A 24571-nucleotide genomic window follows, 5' to 3' on the forward strand; every position below is an offset into this window, starting at 1 on the left:
ATAATGTTCATAAATATGTAAAAATATATAATATTATATTAATAAATATTAATTAAAAAATAATTATAAAAATATATAATAGTTATTTAGTATATACATACTCATGAATTATATATAATTATATATATATTGGTAATATAAAAATATTATATTTTTTTAAACATTAAATATTAGAGGTAATAATGATTAAAACAATTGGAGTATTAACTAGTGGTGGTGACTCTCCTGGAATGAATGCAGCTATTAGAGGTGTTGTTCGTAGAGCAATTAGTGAAGGATTAGAAGTATTTGGAATTTTTGATGGTTATTTAGGTTTATATCAAGATAGAATGGTTAAACTAAACAGATATAGTGTATCAGATATTATTAATAGAGGTGGAACATTTCTTGGTTCTGCTCGATTTCCAGATTTTTGTAAATATAACATACGTGTTGTTTCTATAAAAAATTTAAAGAAAAGAGGAATAGAGGTTTTAGTAATAATTGGAGGAGATGGATCATATATGGGAGCTGATCTTTTAACACAAATGGGATTTCCATGTATTGGAATACCAGGAACAATAGATAATGATGTAGCAGGAACTGATTATACTATTGGATATTTTACAGCATTAGAAACAGTTGTTGAAGCAATTGATCGATTACGAGATACATCATCTTCGCATCAAAGAATTTCAATTGTAGAAGTAATGGGAAGATATTGCGGTGATTTAACTTTAGCTGCAGCTATTGCAGGAGGATGTGAATTTATTGTTCTTCCTGAAATTTATTTTACTAAAACTGAATTATTATCAGAAATATTAACAGGTATTAAAAATGGGAAAAAACATGCAATAGTTGCTATTACTGAATATATTTGCGATGTGAATGAATTGGCTAAATATATTGAAAAACATACAAAAAGAGAAACTCGAGCAACAATTTTAGGGCATATTCAAAGAGGAGGTGCTCCAGTAGTATATGATAGAATTTTAGCTTCTAGAATGGGATCATATGCAATTGAATTATTATTAAACGGTTATGGAGGACGTTGTGTAGGAATTCAAAATGATCAAATGGTACACCATGATATAACTAATGCTTTAAAAAATATGAAAAGACCATTTAAAAAAGATTGGTTAGAAACTGCTAAAAAACTTTATTAAAATTAAATAATTATTAATATTACTTACTGTTATTAATTCATTTACTTAAATAATATACAAAAACTATTTTATTAACAAAATAATATATTTATATCTAAATATTATTAACTATGATTTTGTAATATATGATATATATTATAATTATTACAAATGTCATATATATAAACATTAAATTTTTCAATTTAATGTTAAGATTTCGTATATAAATATTTAATTTTAATTAATTGTTTTAACTTACAATAAATTATATTTCATGTTAATTTTATAAATTAATTTTTATTTTATTTATATGAATATATTTTCCATATTTTATTCAAGTAAAAGTTATAAATTAAAATTATGTATTTATTAAATACAATCAATTAAAATTATATTTTTTTATACTAGATGCTAATTGAATAATTTGAGAAAATGTATGATATTTTAAACATCCTCCTCCAACTAATACTCCATCTACATCTTTTTCTTGAAGAATATTTTGTATGTTATGTTGATTAACCGATCCTCCATATATTATAGATATATTCAATATCTTATCTTTTTTTTGTGTTTTAATTTGAATATATTGTTTAATATATTCATGTATTTTTTGAATATAATTAGGATTAGGAATATTACCTGTACCTATTGACCATACTGGTTCATATGCGATAATAGCATTATCGAATGCATTTTCTCCACAAATATCCAATATTATATTTAATTGTTTACTTAATATACATTTTGTTTGATCGTGATCTTTTTCTTCTTTATTTTCTCCAATACATAAAATAGGAATACAACATAAATCTTTTACTAATTTAAATTTTTTAGCTATTAATAAATTATTTTCTTGATGATATGTCCTTCTTTCAGAATGACCTAATAAAACATAATGTACTCCAACATCTTTTAACATTACAAGTGAGATATCTCCAGTAAAAGCTCCTTGAAGATTAATATCTATATTTTGTCCTCCTAAAAATATCTTAGTATTATGAATTAATTGATGAGTGTAATCTAAATATATGCTAGGTGGAATTATAACAATAGTATTATCTATAATTTTTTCTTTTAAAAAATGTATTAGAGAATGTAATACATTATAAATAGTTGCTTTATTACCATTTAATTTCCAATTTCCAATAATTATAGGTTTTTTAATTTTCATTTTTTTTCTTTTCTTGATGAATGTATTTATTGTGACAAATGAAAATAAGCATTCTTTAACGAATAGAAGCTTATTTTCTATTTTTTTATATAAAAATATTATGATGAATCATGAAAGTATGTATTAATACGATTTTTGAGTTCTTTACCTGGTTTAAAATGAGGTACATATTTTTCTTTAAGTTCTATTATTCTTCCATTTTTTGGATTTCTACCTATTCTTGATGATCTATAATGTAATGAAAAACTTCCAAAACCTCTTATTTCTATTCTATCTCGTTTAATTAATGATAGAATCATATATTCTAGAATAGCAGAAATAATTTTTTCTATTATTTTTTTTGAAATATTAGTATGTTTATTAGCTATTCGTAAAAATAATTTTGATTTAGTCATATTTCTCCTAAAATGAATAATTCAAAAAATAAAATACTATGTTAGATAATATAATTACAATATATTTTTACTAAAAAAATTATTCTGGATTTTTAGCTGCCTGAAATGCTTCAAACATTACATTAGAAACTTTTTTTTCAATTGATTGAACTTGTTCATTAGATGATAATGCTTTTTCATTAATTTGTTTTTGATATTCAATTACAAGGTTCATAATTCTTTTTTTTCGGTCAACACTATGTAATTTTACTTGTATTTCATCTCCAATATGTAAATTAGATATAAAATTTTCATTTTGCAATGTTGATGATATATCTGAAATTTTTAATATACCGTCAACTCCATCTGTTAATTTTACAACAATTTTTTGTGTATCTAATCCTTTAATTTTCCCTAATACAATAGAATTTTTTTTATGTAATGAAATATAAACATTAAAAGGATCTTCTTCAATTTGTTTAATACCTAATGATATACGTTCTCGTTCAGCATCAACTTGTAATACTACAGCAGTAATGTCTTCATTTTTTTTGTAATTATTTACTGCTTCTTCTCCTGGAACACTCCAAGAAATATCAGATAAATGTACTAAACCATCAATTCCACCTTGTAATCCAATAAAAATACCAAAATCAGTAATAGATTTAATTTTTCCATGTACTGTAGTACCTTTATGATGCGTTTCAGAAAATATTTTCCAAGGATTACTTTTACATTGCTTTAATCCTAATGAAATTCTTCTTCTTTCTTCATCAATATCTAATACCATTACTTCTACTAAATCATTAAGAACTACTACTTTAGAAGGATGAATATTTTTATTAGTCCAATCCATTTCAGAAACATGTACCAATCCTTCTATTCCTTCTTGTATTTCAACAAAACAACCATAATCAGTTAAATTAGTTACTCTTCCTTTTAATTTTGTTCCCTCTGGGTAACGTTTAGCAATAGCTATCCATGGATCTTCACCTAGTTGTTTTAATCCCAATGAAACTCGAGTACGATCACGATCAAACTTCAATATTTTAACTACAATTTCATCACCTACTACTACTATTTCACTAGGATGTTTTACTCTTTTCCATGCCATATCAGTAATATGTAATAATCCATCTACCCCTCCTAAATCTACAAATGCTCCGTAATCAGTTAAATTTTTCACAATTCCTTTAATATCTATTCCTTCTTGTAAATGTTCTAATAAATGATTTCTTTCTGCACTATGTTCTGATTCTATTACTGCTCTTCTTGATACAACAACGTTGTTCCGTTTTTGATCTAATTTAATTACCTTAAATTCTAACTCTTTCCCCTCTAAATGTATAGTTTCTCTAACTGGTCTAACATCAACTAAAGAACCTGGTAAAAAAGCTCGAATATCATTAATTTCTACAGTAAAACCGCCTTTAACTTTTCCATTAATAATACCAATAACTGTATCAGATGCAGAATAAGATTTTTCTAATGTTAACCAAGCTTCATGTCTTTTAGCTTTTTCACGAGATAATACAGTTTCACCAAATCCATCTTCTACAGCATCCAAAACTACATCTACTGTATCTCCAATATTTATATCTAATTCACCTTGACTATTTTTAAATTGTTCAATTGGAATAGATGATTCGGATTTTAATCCAGCATCAACAATAACTACTTCTTTTTCTATTGCAACAATTGTACCATTAATAATTGATCCAGGTTTAGTTTGTATATGTTTTAAAGATTGTTCAAACATTTCGGAAAAAGATTCGGTCATATTAATAATCTTCAAGATTTATTTATTATGTATTTTAATTAACTTCATGTTAATCAAAATAATTATTAATACCATTAGATTATCCATTCTATGGTTCGATGATAATTAATTTATTATTATTTTATAAAAATAATTTTCCTTATATATTGCATGGATAAATTTACTATTTCTGTAATACTAATATTAGTTGAATTTAACATTATAGCATTTGTAGCTGGTATTAAAGGAGATAACTTACGATTACTATCTAGATTATCACGTTTTTTTATTTCTAACAAAAGTTGATTAAAACTAACTTTAAAACCAGATCTTTTCAACTCTTTCATTCTTCTTTTAACACGTATATTCAAATTAGCATATAAAAAAAATTTAATACATGCATCTGGGAAAACTATTGTACCCATATCACGACCATTAGCAACTAAACCTGGTAATTTTCTAAAACAACGTTGTTTATTTAATAATACAGTTCTAATATTTGGAAATACCGCTAATCTTGAAGCAATATGACTAATTTCTGTAGAAATAATATCATTAGAAATATTTTTACCATTTAAAAAAATTAATGTTTTATTAAATTTTTGAACTAAATTAAAGTTTAATTGTTTAGCAAAAAATATAATATTTTTCTCGGAAATAGGAATTCGGTTTTTAATTGTTATAAAGGCTAAAACTCGATACAATATACCTGATTCCAACACACTCCATTTTAAAATTGATGCTATTTTATTACATAATGTACTTTTTCCTGCAGCGCTAGGACCATCTATTGTAATTACAGGTATAGTATTCATTATTATACTCATATAATTTAATTAAAAAATTACATTTATTTCATATAAGATTAATTTTTTATTTTTTTTTATTTTTATACTATTATAATAAAAATGTTAATTTTACTGAATTTATATATAAATGACAATTTATTTGATAAATATTTAGAATTAAATTAATTAAAAAAAAGTAAATATGTTAAATATATATTTTTATTGATAATACTTACTATTATTACATGATTATGAATAATATTGACTAATTTTAGATAATTGTTCAAAATAATTTGGAAATGTTTTTTTTGTACAATTTGGATTTAAAATAGTAATTATAGCATTTGATAAAGAAAGTAAAGAAAAACACATAGCTATACGATGATCATTATAAGTATGAATAGTAGCATTAGAAAATTTTTTAGGAGGAATAATAGATAAATAATCTGATCCTTCTTCAACTTTTGCACCTATTTTCTTAAGCTCTGTTGACATTGCTGATAATCTATCTGTTTCTTTTACTCTCCAATTATAAATATTACGGAGATAAGATTTTTCAATAGAAAATAGTGCAACCATTGCTAATGTCATTGCGGCATCAGGAATATTATTTAAATCAAGATCAAATCCATCTAAATAATTTCGAGAACAAGTAACATAATTACTACCAAATATAATATTAGCTCCTATTTGTTTTAATATTTTAGGAAAATAAATATCACCTTGAATACTATTTTCTCCAATTCCATGTACGGTTACTGATCCTCCTTTAATAGCTGCTGCAGCTAAAAAATAAGAAGCTGATGTAGCATCTCCTTCTACAAGATATTTTTCTGGTGTACAGTATATTTGATTACCTTGAATAAAAAAAGATTTATAAGAATTGTTTTTAATTGTAATTCCAAATACTTTCATTAAATTAATAGTTAAATCAATATATGGTTTAGAAACTAAATCTCCTACAATATTAATTATAGTATCATTCATTGCTAAAGGAGCAGCCATTAAAATTGCAGTTAAAAATTGACTGGAAATGTTTCCATTTAACTCCATTGTTCCACCAATAAATCCACCTTGAAGTAAAATAGGGGGATATGATTTTTTATTAATATATTTAATTTTTGCTCCAGATTGTCGTAAAGAATCAACTAAATGTTCAATAGGTCTTTCTTTCATTCTATTATCACCAGTTAAAATAATATTATTTTCCCTCAATGATAATATAGCTGTTAGTGGTCTGAACACGGTTCCTGCATTACCTACAAATACTGTCAGTTCTTTTTTTTGTTCTAATATACTTATACCTTTACCATAAATTACACAAGATCTATTTTGATTAAACAAATCATATTTTATTCCTAATAATTGCAAAGCATTTAACATATATTTGGTATCATCACAATTTAAAAGATTAGTGATCTTTGTTGTTCCATAACACAATGCAGATAGTAATAATACTCGATTAGACACACTTTTAGAACCAGGTAAATAAACAGAACCATTAACATACTGTATTGGTTTTAACACTAAAGAATTGTACATAATTAATATCTCTGTTAGGTTATGATAAATATATATTAATAATAAATATTTATTCATTATTTATAAAAATTATATTTAACCATATCTTTTTTCAAAATAAATCATAAATTTTACTAACTGTTCTATTCCTTCTATTGGCATAGAATTATAAATTGAAGCTCTTATTCCACCTAATATTTTATGGTTTTTTAAAAATAACAACCCAAAATTATTAGACTCTTTTAAGAATAAGGATTCTAATGATGAATCAGTTAACCAAAATACAACATTCATAATCGATCTGTTACTAGGATGAACATAATTAATATAAAATTCACTGTTATCTATAATAGAATATAAGAGAAACGCTTTTTTTTGATTAATTTTTTCTATTTTTTCTATTCCACCTTGTTTTATTAACCATTTAAATACTAATCCACATAAATACCAAGAAAAAGTAGGAGGAGTGTTAAACATTGAATTATATGTTAATAATGTTTGATAATCTAAAATAGATGGAGTAAGTTGATTAGATTGTTTAATTAAATCTTCTCTGATAATAATTAATGTAATTCCAGAAGGACCTATATTTTTTTGTGCACTAGCATAAATTAAAGAATAATTATTAATATTAATAGATTTTGACAGTATACAAGAAGAAAAATCACATATTACCATTTTGTTAGTAAATTTTGGTTCTTCATGTATAGCTATACCACTAATAGTTTCATTTGGACAATAATGAATATAACTTGTGTTTTTATTAATTTTCCATTGATTCATAGGTAAAATTAAATTGATACGATTATGTACATTTATCACGTTAATTTTTTTTACTAAACAATATTTTTTTGCTTCTTCTGCAGCAGCAGTTGACCAATATCCACTACAAATATAATCTGTACAATCATTTTTATTTACTAAATTCATTGGTATAACCGAAAATTGACCTCTTGCTCCTCCTTGAGAAAACAATACTTTATAATGATTAGGAATATTTAATAGTTTTCTTAAATTATGTTCTGTCATTTCTACCATTTCTATAAAATTTGAATTTCGATGACTAATTTCTAACATAGAATATGAAAATTTATTCCAAAATCTAAAGTTGTTTTGTGCTTCAATCATTACTTCTTTAGGAAGCATAGCAGGTCCTGCACTAAAATTGTAAATTTTATTCATATTTTAACCTAAATACATATTCATATTTTATACTAAAAAAAATTATACTTTATAAAAAATCAACATAAATCAATAATTAATATTAAAAATGATGTTTATTAATTAAGAAATATAATTTAATCCATTCATATAGTTATCTTTTAATATTGTTGGTACTTTAATACTTCCATTACTACATTGATAGTTTTCTAAAATTGCTGCTAATGTTCTACCTATAGCTAAACCAGATCCATTAACTGTATGTAATAAACAATTTTTTTTTAAAATTTTATCTCGATATCTAGATTTTATTCTTCTAGATTGAAAATCTAACATATTTGAACATGAAGATACTTCTCTATACATATTTTGAGATGGAAACCATACTTCTAAATCATATGTTTTAGTAGAAGAAAATCCTAAATCACCACAACATAATAAAATTTTTCTATATGGTAATTTTAATAATTTTAATATTGTTTCTGCATGATATGTTAATGATTCAAGAGTTTTCATAGAGTGTTTTGGTTTTACAATTTGAACTAATTCTACTTTATCAAATTGATGCATTCTAATTAATCCTTTAACATCTTTTCCATATGAAGATGATTCAGAACGAAAACATGGACTATGAGCTACAAATTTCATCGGTAATTGTTGTTCATCTAAAATTTTATTTCTAACAATATTAGTTAATGGAACTTCTGCAGTAGGTATTAATATGTAATTTTTTTTATCTGTATCAATATAGTTAGATTTAACATGAAATAAATCATTTGTAAATTTAGGCAATTGACCAGTACCTAATAAACAATTTTCATTAACCAAATAAGGAACATAAGTTTCTAAATATTTATGTTCATTAATGTGTACATCTAACATAAACTGAATTAATGCTCGATGTAAATGAGCAATTTTTCCGTACATAACAATAAATCTTGAACCAGATATTAAGCTAGCTGTACTTAAATCAAATCCATGTAAATTTTGACCTAATTCTATATGATCTTTAATTGGAAAATTGTATGTTGGTATTTCTCCCCATTTTGTTATTTCTTGATTATCACTTACATTTATTCCATTAGGTATAGAATCATCCGGTATATTAGGTATATTTAAAAATATTTTGTTTATTTTTTCTTGTATGTTATTTAATTGTTTTTTTGAAATTATTAGTTGTTTGTTAATTATAGAAACTTTAGTTCTTAAAGAAGTAGTATCTTTTTGAATAGATTTATAATTTCCAATTAATTTAGATAAATTATTATGTTTTTCCTGTAAATGTTCAGTTTTAATTTGCCATTTTTTTCTAAGTTCTTCTATAGATTGAATTTCATTTACATTTAAACTAAAACCTCTTCTTGCTAATTTTTTTTTAATTATAGATAATTGATTTCGAAATAATTTAGGATCTAACATAATAAATATACATTCAACAATGGAATTTTATAGAGTATACTAATTTTTTTTAATTTTCTCTATTTGAGTTATAAAATATATTAAAAAAATAATTTAAAAAATAGAAAATTATGTAACAATATATATATTGTATTACTTAAAATTTTTAATTTTTTATTCTGTATCTGTATGGTTGAATTTAACATTTTAAAAGATAAAAAAAATTATTTATTTTTATCTTTTAAAATGTTAAATTCAACCATACAGATACAGAATAAAAAATTAAAAATTGAAAAATAATTTATATTTATATTGATTTTAAAAAAAAATTAACAAAAAATATGTTATAGTTATTTAATTTATTAAATTTCATAACAATAGTTCTTTACACATTTCAACATTTTTAAAATGATTAATAATTAGAAAAAAAACAACAAGATTATTTAATTAAATCAAATAAAAATTTAAATAATAATACATATCATAATGAATATTAAAAAAAAAAAAAATTAAATTTAAAATATTTATCATTCAATTACAAAGTATATAAATTTTATGAAAAAAAAAATTAAAAGTAAATTAATCATTGTTGGATCTGGTCCTGCTGGATATACTGCTTCAATTTATGCAGCAAGAGCTAATTTATCTCCTATTTTAATTACAGGTTTAAATCCAGGAGGACAATTGGTGACAACTAATGAAATTGAAAACTGGCCAGGAGAAATTAACACTATTAGTGGTATAGAATTAATGAATCGTATGCATAAACAATCTCTTCATTTAAATACTAGAATAATTTCTGATTTTGTACAAGAAGTAGATTTTTCTCATTCTCCATTTAAATTGTTTGGAGAAGAGTACAAATATACTGCAGATTGTATCATTGTAGCAACAGGATCTAATCCAAGATATTTAGGTTTAGAATCTGAAAAAAAATTTTTAGGAAAAGGTGTATCAACATGTGCTACTTGTGATGGTTTTTTTTATAAAGGAAAAGAAGTAGCAGTAGTAGGAGGAGGTAATACTGCAGTTGAAGAAACTCTATATTTATCTAATATAGCATCAAAAGTTCATTTAATTCATAGAAAAGCAATATTAAAAGCAGAAAAAATTTTAGTGCAACGATTACAAAAAAAAATTCAAAATAATCAAGTTATCTTTTATAAAAATACCAATGTAACAAATATTACTGGTAATTCAAATTCAGTAAATAAAATACATATTAAATTTAACAACACTATAAACGAAATTCCTGTCTCTGGAATCTTTATTGCTATTGGACATAATCCTAATACTGATATTTTTAAAAATCAACTTATTATTAATAATGGATATATTCAAGTTGCAGGAAGAGGAATGCATAAAAATTCTACAAAAACAAGTAAATTAGGAATATTTGCAGCAGGTGACGTAATAGATCATTGTTATCGACAAGCTATTACAGCAGCTGCAACAGGATGTATGGCAGCTTTAGATGCAGAAAAATATTTAGATAACATGATTAATTAACATTTAATTGATCATTATTTAATAATATTAAAGATTAATTTATAATAATTAAATAATTATCATTAGATTTAATTAATTAAATAAAAAAATTATTAAAATTATTTAGGAAATTTAATATGGCAAAAGAAGAAAATATTGAAATTCAAGGAACAGTAATAGACACTTTACCAAATACAATGTTTAATGTAAAATTAGACAATGGTCATAATGTTATTGCTCATATTTCTGGTAAAATGAGAAAAAATTATATTAGAATTTTAACTGGAGATAAAGTAACTGTAGAACTAACACCGTACGATTTAACTAAAGGGAGAATAATTTTCCGTAGTAGATAAATGAATTTATTATTAATTTTTTTAATACATCAATTTCGTATTATTATTTGATTATTATTCCTTAAAATATATGATATTTAAATATATTTACATATTTAATTTTTAAATAACAAAAATCATATTTATCAAAATACATGTTATTTCATTACGTATATAACATCTTATTTTAAATTTTATATGTTTTAAAAACAAAAAAAATAATTTTTAAATGAATTAAATTATATATTTCCTAAATAAGATTCTTATTTTAGTTAAATATATATATATTTAACTAAAAAATAAAAATAATATAATTCAACATTTATTAAATGTAATAATGAGTATTTATTAAATTGTAAAATAGGACACATATAATGCGTACTGAATATTGTGGAAAATTAAATTTAATTCATATTAATAAAATAGTAACTTTATGTGGTTGGATACATAATATTCGTCATTTAAAAAAAAATATTTTTGCAACCATGCGAGATTGTTCAGGATTAATTCAAATTATATTTAATATAAATAACATTGATTTATTTTTACAAGCAAAGAAGTTAAGAAATGAATTTTGTATACAAGTGACAGGAATTGTTCAAGAAAAATACAAAAAAACAAACAATATTATCTATAACTCTAATATTGAAGTATTAATCTCTAATTTAAAGATTATTAATACTTCTAAACCTATACCATTAGATAATACCAAGAACAACAATAATTCAATTAGTTTAAAATATAGATATTTAGAATTACGTAAACTAGATATGTTTAATAATTTAAAAATACGTCATAAAGTACTTCAATTTGTTCATTATTTCATGAATAAAAACCATTTTATATATATAGAAACACCTATTTTAACAAAATCAACTCCAGAAGGAGCTAGAGATTATTTAATACCTAGTAGAATTCATATAAAAAAATTTTATGCATTACCACAATCTCCTCAATTATTTAAACAATTATTAATGATATCAGGAGTGGATCGATATTATCAAATAGCAAAATGTTTTAGAGACGAAGATTTAAGATCTGATAGACAACCAGAATTTACTCAAATTGATGTTGAACTAGCTTTTGTTAACTCTACTCAAGTACAAAAAATTATAGAAAACATGATATGTGCATTATGGTTTAAAATTAAAAATATTCAGTTTGAAATCTTTCCTAAAATAACTTTTTTAGAATCTATGCAATTATATGGAACTGATAAACCTGATTTACGTAATCCTTTAAAAATGATTGATATAAAAGAAATAGTAAAAAATGTACAGTACTTACTACCATTCATGCAAGATGAATTTTATCGTATAGTAGCTATACGTATTCCTAAAGGAACTATTCTTGGAATAACAGAAATTAATAATTATGTAGATATAGTAAAAAAATTTAGTGATTGTAAACTATTTTACATAAATAATCCAGAAACTGTTTTAGAAAATACTAATAAATATAATCCTATTAATAAAATTTTTCCGATACACATTCTTAAAAAAATCATTAAAAAAACTCAGGCAAATATAGGTGATGTAATATTTATTATAGGTCATCATAGTAAAATTGTGAATGAAATTTTTAAAAACATTAGTCCTAAAATAGGAACAGAATTAAAAATCATTTCATGGAATAGTTATAAACCAGTATGGATTACAGATTTTCCTATGTTTCATCAAGAAGTTAATGGAAATTTAGTTAGTATGCATCATCCATTCTCTTCTCCTAAAAATGTTACAATAAAAGAGTTAAAAGATAATCCACTTAAAGTTATTTCACAATCATATGATTTAGTAATTAATGGATATGAACTAGGAGGAGGATCTGTTAGAATTAATGATGTTATTATGCAAAAAGCTGTATTTAGTATATTAGGAATAGAAGAAAAAGAACAAAAAAATAAATTTGGTTTTTTTATTGATTCATTAGAATATGGAGCACCTATACATGCAGGAATGGCTATAGGATTAGATAGATTAATTATGTTATTAACTAATAATAATGATATTAGAAATGTCATCGCATTTCCTAAAACAACGACAGCTTCTTGCTTAATGACCAATGCTCCTAATAAAATTGATACAAAAATATTAAAAGAATTATATATTCAATATTTAGAATAATATTTATAAATAAAATAATAGATTAAATTATTTTTTTTTGTTTAAATAACATACTGAAAATATTTTACTTATACTTAATTTCGTATAAAAATAAATATTTTTATTATATTATATTACAAAATAAAAGTATTTTATAATAATACCAATGTATATTTATATATAAAATATAATTTTTAATTTAAAATAATATATATATTTTCAAATGAAATATTTATGAAATTAAAAATTAAAAAGTATCTTTTAAATAAGTAAAAATATCGTTTTTTCAAATCTTGCATTGATATGAATTGATTATTGAATAATATTCATAAAATATATCGTCTACTAATTCAAATACATTATAAATAGTTTATAAAAAAAATATATTAATAATATTAAAAAATATATTTTTTATAATTTAGTCTTCTCTATAAAACATTTTATTAATTTATACACAAAATTATAAAAAAATAATTGTGTACTATCAAAAAACATTTTATACTCTTTATATTAAAATTGATTTATTAATTCATAATTATAAATAAAAAGTAATTAATCCAAACAATAATTAGATATAATCTATAATATTTAAGTTATATTTATTCAACAAGTAGTACTCTAATTGTATTAGTTTTTCCTATCGAACTCATAATATCTCCTTGAGTTATAATTACTAAATCACCAGGTATTAAAAATTTTTTATTTTTAAGAAGTACTACTGCTTCAGTAGCAGCTATTACACCATCTTGACTACTATTAAAATAAATAGGAGTAACTCCACGATATAAAGTAGTTAATCTTAATGTATTTTTATGACGAGACATAGCAAAAATAGGTAATCCTGATGTTATTCGAGATGTCATTAATGCTGTTCTCCCTGATTCTGTCATAGTTATAATTGCAGTGACTCCCGATAAATGATTTGCAGAATACATTGCAGACATTGCAATTGATTCTTCAATACTATTAAATTTAGCATCTAATCGATGTCTAGATACATTAATGCTCGGAACTGTTTCAGCTCCTTTACATACTTTGGCCATAGCTTTTACAGTTTCTACAGGATAATTACCAGAAGCTGTTTCAGCGGATAACATTACAGCATCACTACCATCTAAAACAGCGTTAGCTACATCCATAACTTCTGCTCTAGTTGGTAATGGATTAATTATCATTGATTCCATCATTTGAGTTGCAGTAATAACCACTCTATTTAATTGACGAGCTTTTCTAATTAATGTTTTTTGAATTCCAACTAAAGCAGGATCTCCTATTTCAACTCCTAAATCTCCTCTTGCAACCATAATTGCATCCGATGCTAAAATGATACTTTCCATAATTGATTCTGTTAATACTGCCTCTGCACGTTCTATTTTAGCTACAATTTTTGCATGACTACCAGATTGAATTAATAGTTCTCTAGCTTCATGTATATCATCAGCTGATCTTGGAAAAGAAATTGCAAGATAATCAACGTTTATTTGAGAAGCTAACTTAATATCTTGTTTATCTTTCTTTGTTAAAGATTTTGCAGATAAACCACCGCCTAATTTATTTATTCCTTTGTTTTTAGAAAGAAAACCTCCTATATTTACTTTAGTATAAATTTTTTGTTTTGTTGATTTTATTACTTTTAATTGTATTCTACCATCATCTAGTAATAATATATCTCCTGCAAAAACATCAGAAGGAAGTTGTTTATAATCTATCCCTACTTTTTTTTCAGTACCATCATTTACTCCTAAAGTAGAATCTAATACAAAAAGATCTCCTATATTTAAAAATATTTTTTCTAATTGAAAACCAGTGATTCTAATTTTTGGACCCTGTAAATCTCCTAATAAAGCAACATTACACTTTAATTTACTCATAATTTCATATACTTTTTTAGCTCTTAATTTATGTTCTTCTTCTGAACCATGAGAAAAATTTAATCTTAATACATTAGCTCCATATTTAATAATTTTTTCAAGATTGTTATCTCTATCAGTAGCAGGCCCTAAGGTAGCTACAATTTTAGTACGCCGTAAACGTCTTAACATAACCTGTTCCTATATAAAATAATTAACTAAAAAAGTTTTTTCAAAATTAAAAAATTATTCAATAATATTAATACTAAAATAGTTCCATATAATTTCACAATCGATTAATTAAAATCAATTATTAAATAAAACGTATTATTAATATAATAAAAGTTATTTACTATTGCAATCAATCTTATTTTTATTGGTTTAAAATATATTAATTATTTATTTATTGTATATATTTTATTCTCTAATTATTAGATATAATTACTATATATATAAGATTAAAATCTATAAAAAAAATCATATCAATACTATTTATTTAACTTGTATATAGAATTAAAATAATAGGATTAAATAAATTAAAACAACAAATTATATATCATAATCTATCAATTGATACTTATTAAGTAATACATTAAATTATATTAAATATGTATTAATATTGGTTTAAAATTATCATATTATACATATTTTTATAAAAATGTTTAAATAAAATAATTAATAATTTCATATAAAAGTAATTGTTAAAAATATTTTTTTATATGTATAAAAAATATTTAAATAAATTTAATTATTCATAAGTAATTTCTTTTAAATATATTAAATTATAATTTATAAATTTAAGAACACATTTAAAATATTTATAAATATATTAAACATTAATAATTACAAACTATTTTTAGAACTAAATACATATTCTAAATCACATTTCAAATTTTATGTAATATAATAGGAAAAAAGTTAAAACATGCTAAAAGAAATAAAAAGAGGATACGATTTAATCATTTTTGGAGCTAAAGGAGATCTAGCAAAGAGAAAATTAATTCCTTCCCTTTATCAGCTAGAAAAAGCAAATCAACTAAATCAAGATACAAGAATTATAGGAGTTGGTCGTGCTAATTGGGATAAAAAATATTATCAATATATCGTAAAAACTGCTTTAGAAACGTTTATGAAAGAAAAAATAGATGAATTATTGTGGAAAAGATTACATGATAGATTAGATTTTTGTAACTTAGACGTTAACAAAACTAGTGATTTTTTTAAATTAAAAAAATTATTAGATCAAACAAAACGAACTATTATTAATTATTTTGCAGTTCCACCAAATATTTATGGAGCTATATGCAATGGTTTAGGATTGGCTGAATTAAACTTTCCACCTTCTAGAATTGTTATAGAAAAACCGTTAGGTACTTCTCTAAAAACATCTCAAGATATAAACAATCAAATAGGAAAATATTTTACAGAATCACAAATTTTTAGAATCGATCATTATCTTGGAAAAGAAACTATATTAAATTTATTGTCTTTAAGATTCGCTAATACAATTTTTTCTAATAATTGGAACAATCAAATTATTGATCATATTCAAATTACTGTTGCTGAAGAAATAGGAATAGAAGGAAGATGGGACTATTTTGATAAAACAGGACAAATGCGAGATATGGTACAAAATCATTTATTACAAATATTAAGTATTATTGCTATGGATCCTCCAAATAACTTAAATGCGGATAGTATTCGAGATGAGAAAGTTAAAGTATTAAAATCTTTAAGATTAATTGATATAAACAATATAGATAAAAATACTGTACGAGGGCAATATGCAACTGGAAAAATAAATGGAATACCTGTCCCTTCTTATATTAATGAAGAAGGAGCTAATAAATCAAGTAATACTGAAACATTTGTTGCAATTCGAGTAGATATTGACAATTGGAGATGGTCTGGAGTTCCATTTTATCTAAGAACAGGAAAAAGATTACCGAATAAGTATTCTGAAATTTCTATTTTTTTTAAAAATTTATCAATGAATTTATTTAAAGAATCTATTCCTATTTTACCTCAAAATAAACTTATAATTAGATTACAACCTAACGAAGGAGTTGATATTCATATTTTAAATAAAATTCCTGAATTAAATTCTACTAACAATTTGACTCAAACCAAATTAAGTTTTAATTATATCGAAAATTTTGATAAAAATTGTCTAATTGATGCATATGAACGTTTGTTATTAGAAAGTATGAGAGGTGTTCAATCTTTATTTGTCCGCAGAGATGAAGTAGAAGAAGCTTGGAAATGGGTAGATTCTATAATTAATGCTTGGAAAAAAAATAATACAAAACCAGAACTATATCCTGCAGGAACATGGGGACCTACTTTATCTAATGATATGATTCAAAAAGATAAACGTAATTGGAATTAACAATATATTTATTGTAATTTAATTGTAATTTATTATAAATATATATTTATAACTAAATATTATGAATTAATTCATATAATTTTTATATATTATATTTATATTATTAAAATAATTATTTAATATATTACATTTCGAATCATATATTTGAAATTAAATAATTTTTTAATAATCATTTTAACGTTGATCAAGCATGATTTTATTGTTTGATCAATAAATATGTTTAATGATTATTTAAATTTTAGTAAATAACTAATATGTATATATATTATTATTATAATATATATATGTTATTTTTTATTTTTGTATACAGTAATTTACTTTTATTATAATTTTAAGAAAGTAAATTTAATTATATATTTTACAAAAATACATAATATATATATTACTATAATAATAGAATTTATTTATATCATTCATATGATTGATAAATGATATCTCATTATGACTAGTTAAATAACTTATATTGAATTTTTAACATTTTTAAATTTTTGTTTATATTTAAATATATTGAATAAAATAGAATATACGTTCATTTCTAATTTTAAAAATAATAAAAAAAAATGAATGTAATTATAATAATATTATTAATTGAACAGGAAATAAAAAATTATATGATCCGAATTATACTTTTTTTATTCACTAATTTAGCAGTAATGTTAATGTTTGGATTAATTTTAAATCTCACTAAAATTGATACTAATAGTTTATATAGTTTAGTTATTATATCAGGATTATTAGGATTTAGTGGATCACTTATTTCATTATTTATGTCAAAATGGATAGCTTTATATTCTGTTCAAGGGAAAATTATTAAAAATCCAAACAATAAAACTGAACAATGGTTAATCAATACTATACATTATTACTCTAATAAAATTGGTATAAATATACCTGAAATTGCAATTTTTCCAGCTGAAGATATCAATGCTTTTGCTACTGGATTTGGAAAAAATTCATCATTGATAGCTGTTTCTAGTGGTTTATTGAACAAAATGAATATAAACGAAGCTGAAGCAGTATTAGCACATGAAATAAGTCATATATCTAATGGAGACATGATTACTATGACTTTAATACAAGGTGTAATTAATTCAATTGTTATTTTTTTCTCTCGTTTATTTGCTAATATAATAGCTATGAATTTTTTTAATAATAAAGAAGATACTGATAATAATCAGATTACGATTACTTATATCATTATATCTACAATATTAGATATAATTTTTGGAATTATAGCAAATATTATTGTTCTTTGGTTTTCTAGAAATCGAGAATTTTATGCTGATGCTGGATCTGCTAAACTAGTAGGAAAATATAACATGATTGCAGCATTAGAAAAATTAAAAATGAGTTCTGAACCAGAAGAACCAAAAAATATAACTACATTATGTATTCATGGAAAAAATACATCAATATTACAGTTGTTTAGATCTCATCCTTCATTAGAACAGCGTATTACAGCTTTATATAATGAACAATATATGTAATATACATATTTATTTAATCAAAAATAAATGTTTTTATTTAATTTTGTTAATACAAATATATTGTTTTATAAAAAAAACCATATATAATAATTATAAAAATATGAAATTTTTTTATTTTTTAGTAATTATATTTGATATTTATAATTTATCAAGCATATTATAAAATAATATTCTCTAATTAAAACAAGTTACAATTCTGTTTATGAAAGGCATTACAAAGTTAACAAAATTCAGAGTAAAGACGTTGATGCAACTTCTCTTGCCGAATCTTAAATTCATGCCATCATGCAGTAATGTCTCTGTTTTTTCCAAAACAATATTTTAAGGAATTACAAAATGGCAAAGATTAAAGGTCAAGTTAAGTGGTTCAATGAATCTAAAGGATTTGGTTTTATTACTCCATCTGATGGAAGTCAAGATGTTTTTGTACATTTTTCTTCTATACAAGGTAATGGATTTAAAACTCTTTCTGAAGGTCAAAATGTTGAATTTGAAATTCAAGATGGACAAAAAGGTCCAGCAGCAATAAACGTATTTTCTATTTAATTTTAATATAAATAAGTAATAATAATTTTAATTTGATGTGAAAATACTAATTTATTAAAATAAAAAGCCTTTGCAAAATTATGCGGAGGCTTTTATTTTTCAGAAATATATTACTATATATATAAAATAATTATAAATTAAGATACGTAAAATACTATTGTTTATGTCTTAATAAATAAAAAAATAATTAACAATGAAATTGTTAATATTTTGTGTTTAATTTTATATTGATTAATATAAATTAATTATAATATATATTTATCATTTTAAATATAGTATTTACAATAACATCACAAATTACTATATTCTATAGAGATTAAAATGGAATTTTTTTTAAATTCATCAAGTTGGGTAGGTTTATTAACACTAATTACTTTAGAAGTAGTATTGGGTGTAGACAATTTAGTATTTGTATCTATTTTAACAGAAAAATTACCTCCATCCCAACGTGATACAGCTCGTACAATTGGATTGACTTTAGCTCTAGTAATGAGATTAAGTTTGTTATCCTTAATGTCTTGGATTGTTACATTAGTACATCCAATCATTCAAAATCAGTATATTAGTTTATCTAGTAGAGATTTAATTTTATTATTTGGAGGATTATTTTTATTATTAAAATCTACTATCGAATTACACGAAAGACTAGAAAATCATCAGCATGAAAAATTAAATAATAAAAATTATGCAAGTTTTTGGCCTGTAGTTATTCAAATAGTAATTTTAGATGCTGTATTTTCATTAGATTCCGTTATTACTGCTGTAGGAATGGTTAATTCTTTATCTATTATGATGATAGCTGTAATTATAGCTATGATTTTAATGTTATTAGCTTCTAAACCTTTAACTAATTTTATGAATTTACATCCAACTATAGTTGTTCTTTGTCTTAGTTTCTTATTAATTATTGGATTGTCATTAGTATCAGAAGCATTAGGTATTGCTATACCAAAAGGGTATTTATATGCTGCTGTTGGTTTTTCAATAATCATTGAATTATTTAATCAAATAGCTCGTCACAATTTTATTAAACATCAATCTAAAAGACCAATGCGACAAAGAGCAGCAGAAGCTATATTAAGGTTAATGATTAAAGAAAGACAAAATAATAATGAAGAATACGTTACGAAAAATAATAATACTACAGAATTGACTATACCATCAGAATCAACTACTTTTAAAGAAGAAGAAAAGTATATGCTTAATGGAGTGTTAACATTAGCAGCTCGTTCTATAAGAAGTATTATGACTCCTAGAAGGGCTATTTCATGGGTTAATATAGAAAAAGAAAGAGATGAAATTAGAACACAATTATTAGATACTCCTCATAGTTTATTTCCCATTTGCAAAGGAGAACTAGATGAAATTATTGGAATTGTACGAGCAAAGGAACTTTTAGTAAAATTAGAAACTAATACTAATATAATAGAATTTGCTACGACTACTCCTCCAATTATTATTCCAGATACATTAGATTCGATTAATTTATTAGGTGTATTAAAAAAATCAAAAGGTAGTTTAGTCATAGTTAGTAATGAATTTGGAGTAATACAAGGTCTCGTTACACCACTAGATTTATTAGAAGCTATTGCAGGAGAATTTCCAGACGCTGATGAAACACCAGAAATTGTTACCGAAAAGAATAGTTGGTTAGTAAAAGGAAGTACTGATTTACATTCCTTGCAACAATTATTTGACATTGAAAATTTAACAACAGAAAAACACTATGCATCGTTAGCAGGTTTACTAATAGCACAAAAAGGACAACTTCCTTTACCAGGAGATATTATTTATATTCCTCCATTACAATTTCAAATATTAGAAGCAAACGAATATCGAATTGATTTAGTTCGTATTAAAAAATATACAAATAAAATAAATTAATATTTTTTATTTTTATTAATATTAATTTATACTATATTTATATATATTTTATATGTATATTTATATATATTATAATTTTGTATATAACTATATTAATTTCAATAAGAATAATTATGAATAACATTATTTTATCTATAGATACATCTTTACAAGGATGTTCAGTAGCGTTACTTGTAGGAAAAAATATTGATTATATATTGCAATATTGTAGTAATGATCATACTAAAAAAATATTACCAATGATTAATGAAATATTAAATCGTAATAAATTAAAGTTAAAAAATATAGATTATATTGCTGTTTCTAATGGTCCTGGACAATTTACAGGAATTAGAACAGGAATTTGCGTAGCTCAAGGATTATCTATAACAATGAATATACCTATAATTACTTTTTCTACTTTAGAAGTATTAGCTGAACAAGCATGGAGAATAACTAGTAAAAAAAAAATAATCATAGCTATAAGATCAAATAAAACAGAAATTTATTGGGGAGAATATATAAAAAATCCATGCGGAACATGGAAAAAACATTCAAAAGAAATAATATTAAATAATCAAGAAATATGTCGTAAAATATCAAAATTTAAATCTATTTGGATAAAAGTAGGAAACGGATGGAATTATATGCATAATTGTAGTTGCAATCAAATAAAACAATACAAAAGCATAAGCATTCCTCATGCTAGAGATATCATTACTTTATCTATTAATTGGATAAAAAAAAATAAATTAAATTCTATTAAAAAAGTATTACCTAATTATTTATATAATTATGTTTAATAATATATATATATATTATTAACATTAATAAATATTAATTCAATTTTAAAAATTTAACAAATTTACTACAAATATTATTACATCAATACAATATAACATTATTTTGGTAAGATAATATTTAATTCTAATATTGAAATATTTTTCTTTTTTTGTTCTAAATGAATTTTAATCATATTAGGATGTATATTTATATATTTAGATAACACTAATAATATTTCATTTTTTAACATTGGAAAATAATCTGGTTCATAATTATTTATTTTTCTATTTTTAGCTATAATGATTTGCAATCTTTGTTTAGCAACATTAGCAGTTTGTTTGTTGTTAGATATAAAAAAACTTAATAAAGGCATTACTTTATCTCCCAAATAATCTTTTAAAAAAACTTTTTTTCTCTTCTTTAAGAAAACGAAAAGGACACATTTCTCCAAGTAATCTATTCACTGTATCTGAATATGATTGTCCAGCTTTAGAATGAGAATCTAAAATTATTGATTTACCTTGATTAGAAGACTTTAGAATACCACAATCTTCAGGTACAACTCCAATTAAAGGTATTCTCAGTATATCTAATACATCATCAACACTTAACATGTCCCCTTGTGCAACTCTTGTTGGATCATAACGAGTTAACAATAAATATTCTTTTATTGGTTTTAATTTTTTTTCTGATCTGTGAGATTGTGATGATAATATTCCTAATATTCTATCTGAATCACGGACAGATGAAACTTCTGGATTAGTCACTACTACTGCTTCATCAGCAAAATAAATAGATAAAATTGCTCCTTTTTCAATTCCAGCTGGAGAGTCACAAATAATATATTCGAAATTCATTTGTGTTAACTCCTCAAAAATTTTATTTACACCATCTTTAGTCAAATATTCTTTGTTTTTTGTTTGAGAAGCTGGCAATATAAATAAATTATTCGTCATTTTATCTTTAATTAAAGCTTGATTTAGAGATACTTCTCCTTGAATTACATTAATTAAATCATATACCACTCTACGTTCGCAACCCATTACTAAATCTAAATTTCTTAATCCTATATCAAAATCTATAACAATCGTTTTTTTATCTTTTAATGCTAATCCAGTAGCTAAAGCTGCACTAGAGGTAGTTTTACCTACTCCTCCTTTTCCTGAAGTAACAACAATAATACGTGTCATATGTAGTAATATCCTTGAAAAAATATTTTTTAATCAATTAATTTAATTTGCAATAATCCATTATTAAAAAAAATATTTACCATTTTTCCAAAATAATGTAACGGAATATTATCTTTTAACCAATATTCTCCAGCTATAGAAATTAATTCAGAAAAAAAATTAGTACAAAAAATTTGTCTACTAGTATCTCCATTAGCACCAGCTAATACTCTACCTCGCATGATACCATAAATATGAATATTACCATCTGAAATCAATTCTGCTCCTGAATTTACATGACTAGTAACTATTAAATCTCTATCTTTAGCATAAATTGTTTGACCTGATCTAATAGGAGTATTAACTATTAAAGTTTTGTTCATGAATTGTAACATTTTTACAGAAGAATGTTGAATATTTGTATTTTTTTCTTTTTTAAAAAAATAATTATTATTTTTTGAAAAAACAGGTAAACCTGATTGTATAATCATTTTTTTTAACATATTATTTTTACATTCAATTACTCCAACAATATATAATCCAGTAGATAATATAGCTTGTTTCATAGAAATCCAATCTATTTTTTCAGATAACAATGAAACATTTAAAACTACAGAAGCATGAGTATATAAATTAGGTAATTTTTGAATTTGTTTTTGTATTGCAGTTTTTACTATGTTTACTTCGTTACTTAATAAATAAAGAACAAAAAACGTAAAACAACTACCTTTAAATTGTATTGGTGTATGTTGCATATAAGTTAACTCTAATATATTTACAATATAAATATATAGTAAGATTATATTGATTAAAATTTTTGAATATTAAAGAAATAAATTAAAAATATTTATTTTTATTAAAAAACTAATTTTTTATTTCATAGTAAGAGACAAAATATTATTAAGAATAATATTTAATTTTTACTATATATTTAATATTTGATTAACTATATTAATAATGATATTAATACATTAATTGAAATTATAATTTTCATAACAAATTTATAATACAACATTATTACGTATATATATATATTATAATAATAGACTATATTTTAAATATTATAGAAATAATATCTATTATTATACTGAAATATTTTTTATATATACTAAAAAAATTAAATATTATTCAATAATGATACAAATAAGTATATTGACATTAAATTAATATTTATATCTTACATTAATTTTTATATTTTAATTAATGTTATTAACTATAATATATATATAAATAATTAATAAAATATTAATATTTATAGTATAA

20 protein-coding genes are annotated in these 24571 nt (G+C 22.7%); 9 read left to right on the plus strand and 11 right to left on the minus strand.

Annotated features, from left to right (window positions below; all coding sequences use genetic code 11):
- The first annotated feature begins 182 nt into the window (after positions 1 to 182).
- Positions 183 to 1145 carry a 6-phosphofructokinase gene (pfkA, locus tag AB4W75_RS01380; RefSeq protein WP_367679195.1) on the plus strand — a complete coding sequence of 321 codons (963 nt, stop codon included), beginning with the start codon at positions 183 to 185 and terminating at the stop codon, positions 1143 to 1145.
- A gap of 358 nt (positions 1146 to 1503) precedes the next feature.
- On the opposite strand, the gene tpiA is transcribed toward pfkA, so the two are convergent.
- From tpiA to serS, 7 genes are all read right to left on the minus strand, one after another.
- Positions 1504 to 2295 (minus strand): triose-phosphate isomerase, encoded by a 792-nt coding sequence (gene tpiA, locus AB4W75_RS01385; RefSeq protein WP_367679196.1) that lies wholly within the window; start codon positions 2293 to 2295, stop codon positions 1504 to 1506.
- 98 nt (positions 2296 to 2393) lie between these two features.
- Positions 2394 to 2690, minus strand: a complete 297-nt coding sequence (ihfB, locus tag AB4W75_RS01390; RefSeq protein ID WP_367679197.1) for an integration host factor subunit beta — start codon at positions 2688 to 2690, stop codon at positions 2394 to 2396.
- Between the two features lie 79 nt (positions 2691 to 2769).
- Positions 2770 to 4449, minus strand: a complete 1680-nt coding sequence (rpsA, locus tag AB4W75_RS01395; RefSeq protein ID WP_367679198.1) for a 30S ribosomal protein S1 — start codon at positions 4447 to 4449, stop codon at positions 2770 to 2772.
- 116 nt (positions 4450 to 4565) lie between these two features.
- Positions 4566 to 5243: a (d)CMP kinase gene (gene cmk, locus AB4W75_RS01400; RefSeq protein WP_367679199.1), complete on the minus strand. Its 678-nt coding sequence runs from the start codon at positions 5241 to 5243 to the stop codon at positions 4566 to 4568.
- Positions 5244 to 5465: 222 nt separating this feature from the next.
- Positions 5466 to 6758, minus strand: coding sequence for a 3-phosphoshikimate 1-carboxyvinyltransferase (aroA, locus tag AB4W75_RS01405; RefSeq protein WP_367679200.1), 1293 nt, complete (start codon positions 6756 to 6758; stop codon positions 5466 to 5468).
- Between the two features lie 75 nt (positions 6759 to 6833).
- Positions 6834 to 7919 carry a 3-phosphoserine/phosphohydroxythreonine transaminase gene (gene serC / locus AB4W75_RS01410; RefSeq protein WP_367679201.1) on the minus strand — a complete coding sequence of 362 codons (1086 nt, stop codon included), beginning with the start codon at positions 7917 to 7919 and terminating at the stop codon, positions 6834 to 6836.
- A gap of 102 nt (positions 7920 to 8021) precedes the next feature.
- Positions 8022 to 9317, minus strand: coding sequence for a serine--tRNA ligase (gene serS, locus AB4W75_RS01415; RefSeq protein ID WP_367679202.1), 1296 nt, complete (start codon positions 9315 to 9317; stop codon positions 8022 to 8024).
- 534 nt (positions 9318 to 9851) lie between these two features.
- Here serS and trxB point away from each other — a divergent pair.
- From trxB to aspS, 3 genes are all read left to right on the plus strand, one after another.
- The gene (gene trxB, locus AB4W75_RS01420) at positions 9852 to 10805 is read left to right on the plus strand and encodes a thioredoxin-disulfide reductase (RefSeq protein WP_367679203.1); all 954 of its coding nucleotides are present in this window, start codon (positions 9852 to 9854) and stop codon (positions 10803 to 10805) included.
- Positions 10806 to 10921: 116 nt separating this feature from the next.
- Positions 10922 to 11140, plus strand: a complete 219-nt coding sequence (gene infA / locus AB4W75_RS01425) for a translation initiation factor IF-1 (protein ID WP_367679204.1) — start codon at positions 10922 to 10924, stop codon at positions 11138 to 11140.
- Positions 11141 to 11493: 353 nt separating this feature from the next.
- Positions 11494 to 13242, plus strand: coding sequence for an aspartate--tRNA ligase (gene aspS, locus AB4W75_RS01430; protein WP_367679205.1), 1749 nt, complete (start codon positions 11494 to 11496; stop codon positions 13240 to 13242).
- Positions 13243 to 13820: 578 nt separating this feature from the next.
- Here aspS and pyk read toward each other — a convergent pair.
- Positions 13821 to 15263: a pyruvate kinase gene (pyk, locus tag AB4W75_RS01435; protein WP_367679206.1), complete on the minus strand. Its 1443-nt coding sequence runs from the start codon at positions 15261 to 15263 to the stop codon at positions 13821 to 13823.
- 733 nt (positions 15264 to 15996) lie between these two features.
- Here pyk and zwf point away from each other — a divergent pair.
- From zwf to tsaB, 5 genes are all read left to right on the plus strand, one after another.
- The gene (gene zwf, locus AB4W75_RS01440; RefSeq protein WP_367679207.1) at positions 15997 to 17460 is read left to right on the plus strand and encodes a glucose-6-phosphate dehydrogenase; all 1464 of its coding nucleotides are present in this window, start codon (positions 15997 to 15999) and stop codon (positions 17458 to 17460) included.
- 611 nt (positions 17461 to 18071) lie between these two features.
- Positions 18072 to 18947: a protease HtpX gene (gene htpX, locus AB4W75_RS01445; protein WP_367679208.1), complete on the plus strand. Its 876-nt coding sequence runs from the start codon at positions 18072 to 18074 to the stop codon at positions 18945 to 18947.
- 336 nt (positions 18948 to 19283) lie between these two features.
- A complete protein-coding gene (gene cspC / locus AB4W75_RS01450; protein ID WP_367679209.1) occupies positions 19284 to 19493 on the plus strand; it encodes a cold shock-like protein CspC in 210 nt (69 codons plus the stop codon).
- A 321-nt stretch (positions 19494 to 19814) separates the two neighbouring features.
- On the plus strand, positions 19815 to 21377 hold the full coding sequence (locus tag AB4W75_RS01455) for a TerC family protein (protein WP_367679210.1): 1563 nt from the start codon (positions 19815 to 19817) through the stop codon (positions 21375 to 21377).
- A gap of 113 nt (positions 21378 to 21490) precedes the next feature.
- Positions 21491 to 22159: a tRNA (adenosine(37)-N6)-threonylcarbamoyltransferase complex dimerization subunit type 1 TsaB gene (gene tsaB, locus AB4W75_RS01460; protein ID WP_367679211.1), complete on the plus strand. Its 669-nt coding sequence runs from the start codon at positions 21491 to 21493 to the stop codon at positions 22157 to 22159.
- Between the two features lie 98 nt (positions 22160 to 22257).
- Here the strand turns inward: tsaB and minE are convergent, their stop codons facing one another.
- The 3 genes from minE to minC are packed head-to-tail and all read right to left on the minus strand — an operon-like array spanning position 22258 to position 24063.
- A complete protein-coding gene (gene minE / locus AB4W75_RS01465) occupies positions 22258 to 22512 on the minus strand; it encodes a cell division topological specificity factor MinE (RefSeq protein WP_367679212.1) in 255 nt (84 codons plus the stop codon).
- Between the two features lie 4 nt (positions 22513 to 22516).
- Positions 22517 to 23329 carry a septum site-determining protein MinD gene (minD, locus tag AB4W75_RS01470; protein ID WP_367679213.1) on the minus strand — a complete coding sequence of 271 codons (813 nt, stop codon included), beginning with the start codon at positions 23327 to 23329 and terminating at the stop codon, positions 22517 to 22519.
- 29 nt (positions 23330 to 23358) lie between these two features.
- Entirely contained in the window at positions 23359 to 24063 is a 705-nt protein-coding gene (gene minC / locus AB4W75_RS01475) for a septum site-determining protein MinC (protein ID WP_367679214.1), read from the minus strand.
- Positions 24064 to 24571: the final 508 nt, after the last annotated feature.

Source organism: Buchnera aphidicola (Eriosoma lanigerum) (genome assembly GCF_964059125.1).
Taxonomy (GTDB): domain Bacteria; phylum Pseudomonadota; class Gammaproteobacteria; order Enterobacterales; family Enterobacteriaceae; genus Buchnera_D; species Buchnera_D aphidicola_C.

Excerpts from the sequence above, each read along its gene's own strand:
- minD (WP_367679213.1), bottom strand. The coding sequence starts at position 23,329 with ATGACACGTATTATTGTTGTTACTTCAGGAAAAGGAGGAGTAGGTAAA.
- cspC (WP_367679209.1), top strand. The coding sequence starts at position 19,284 with ATGGCAAAGATTAAAGGTCAAGTTAAGTGGTTCAATGAATCTAAAGGA.
- pyk (WP_367679206.1), bottom strand. The coding sequence starts at position 15,263 with ATGTTAAGACGTTTACGGCGTACTAAAATTGTAGCTACCTTAGGGCCT.
- ihfB (WP_367679197.1), bottom strand. The coding sequence starts at position 2,690 with ATGACTAAATCAAAATTATTTTTACGAATAGCTAATAAACATACTAAT.
- AB4W75_RS01455 (WP_367679210.1), top strand. The coding sequence starts at position 19,815 with ATGGAATTTTTTTTAAATTCATCAAGTTGGGTAGGTTTATTAACACTA.
- tsaB (WP_367679211.1), top strand. The coding sequence starts at position 21,491 with ATGAATAACATTATTTTATCTATAGATACATCTTTACAAGGATGTTCA.
- aspS (WP_367679205.1), top strand. The coding sequence starts at position 11,494 with ATGCGTACTGAATATTGTGGAAAATTAAATTTAATTCATATTAATAAA.
- aroA (WP_367679200.1), bottom strand. The coding sequence starts at position 6,758 with ATGTACAATTCTTTAGTGTTAAAACCAATACAGTATGTTAATGGTTCT.
- htpX (WP_367679208.1), top strand. The coding sequence starts at position 18,072 with ATGATCCGAATTATACTTTTTTTATTCACTAATTTAGCAGTAATGTTA.
- pfkA (WP_367679195.1), top strand. The coding sequence starts at position 183 with ATGATTAAAACAATTGGAGTATTAACTAGTGGTGGTGACTCTCCTGGA.
- minE (WP_367679212.1), bottom strand. The coding sequence starts at position 22,512 with ATGCCTTTATTAAGTTTTTTTATATCTAACAACAAACAAACTGCTAAT.
- tpiA (WP_367679196.1), bottom strand. The coding sequence starts at position 2,295 with ATGAAAATTAAAAAACCTATAATTATTGGAAATTGGAAATTAAATGGT.
- serC (WP_367679201.1), bottom strand. The coding sequence starts at position 7,919 with ATGAATAAAATTTACAATTTTAGTGCAGGACCTGCTATGCTTCCTAAA.
- cmk (WP_367679199.1), bottom strand. The coding sequence starts at position 5,243 with ATGAATACTATACCTGTAATTACAATAGATGGTCCTAGCGCTGCAGGA.
- minC (WP_367679214.1), bottom strand. The coding sequence starts at position 24,063 with ATGCAACATACACCAATACAATTTAAAGGTAGTTGTTTTACGTTTTTT.
- rpsA (WP_367679198.1), bottom strand. The coding sequence starts at position 4,449 with ATGACCGAATCTTTTTCCGAAATGTTTGAACAATCTTTAAAACATATA.
- trxB (WP_367679203.1), top strand. The coding sequence starts at position 9,852 with ATGAAAAAAAAAATTAAAAGTAAATTAATCATTGTTGGATCTGGTCCT.
- serS (WP_367679202.1), bottom strand. The coding sequence starts at position 9,317 with ATGTTAGATCCTAAATTATTTCGAAATCAATTATCTATAATTAAAAAA.
- infA (WP_367679204.1), top strand. The coding sequence starts at position 10,922 with ATGGCAAAAGAAGAAAATATTGAAATTCAAGGAACAGTAATAGACACT.
- zwf (WP_367679207.1), top strand. The coding sequence starts at position 15,997 with ATGCTAAAAGAAATAAAAAGAGGATACGATTTAATCATTTTTGGAGCT.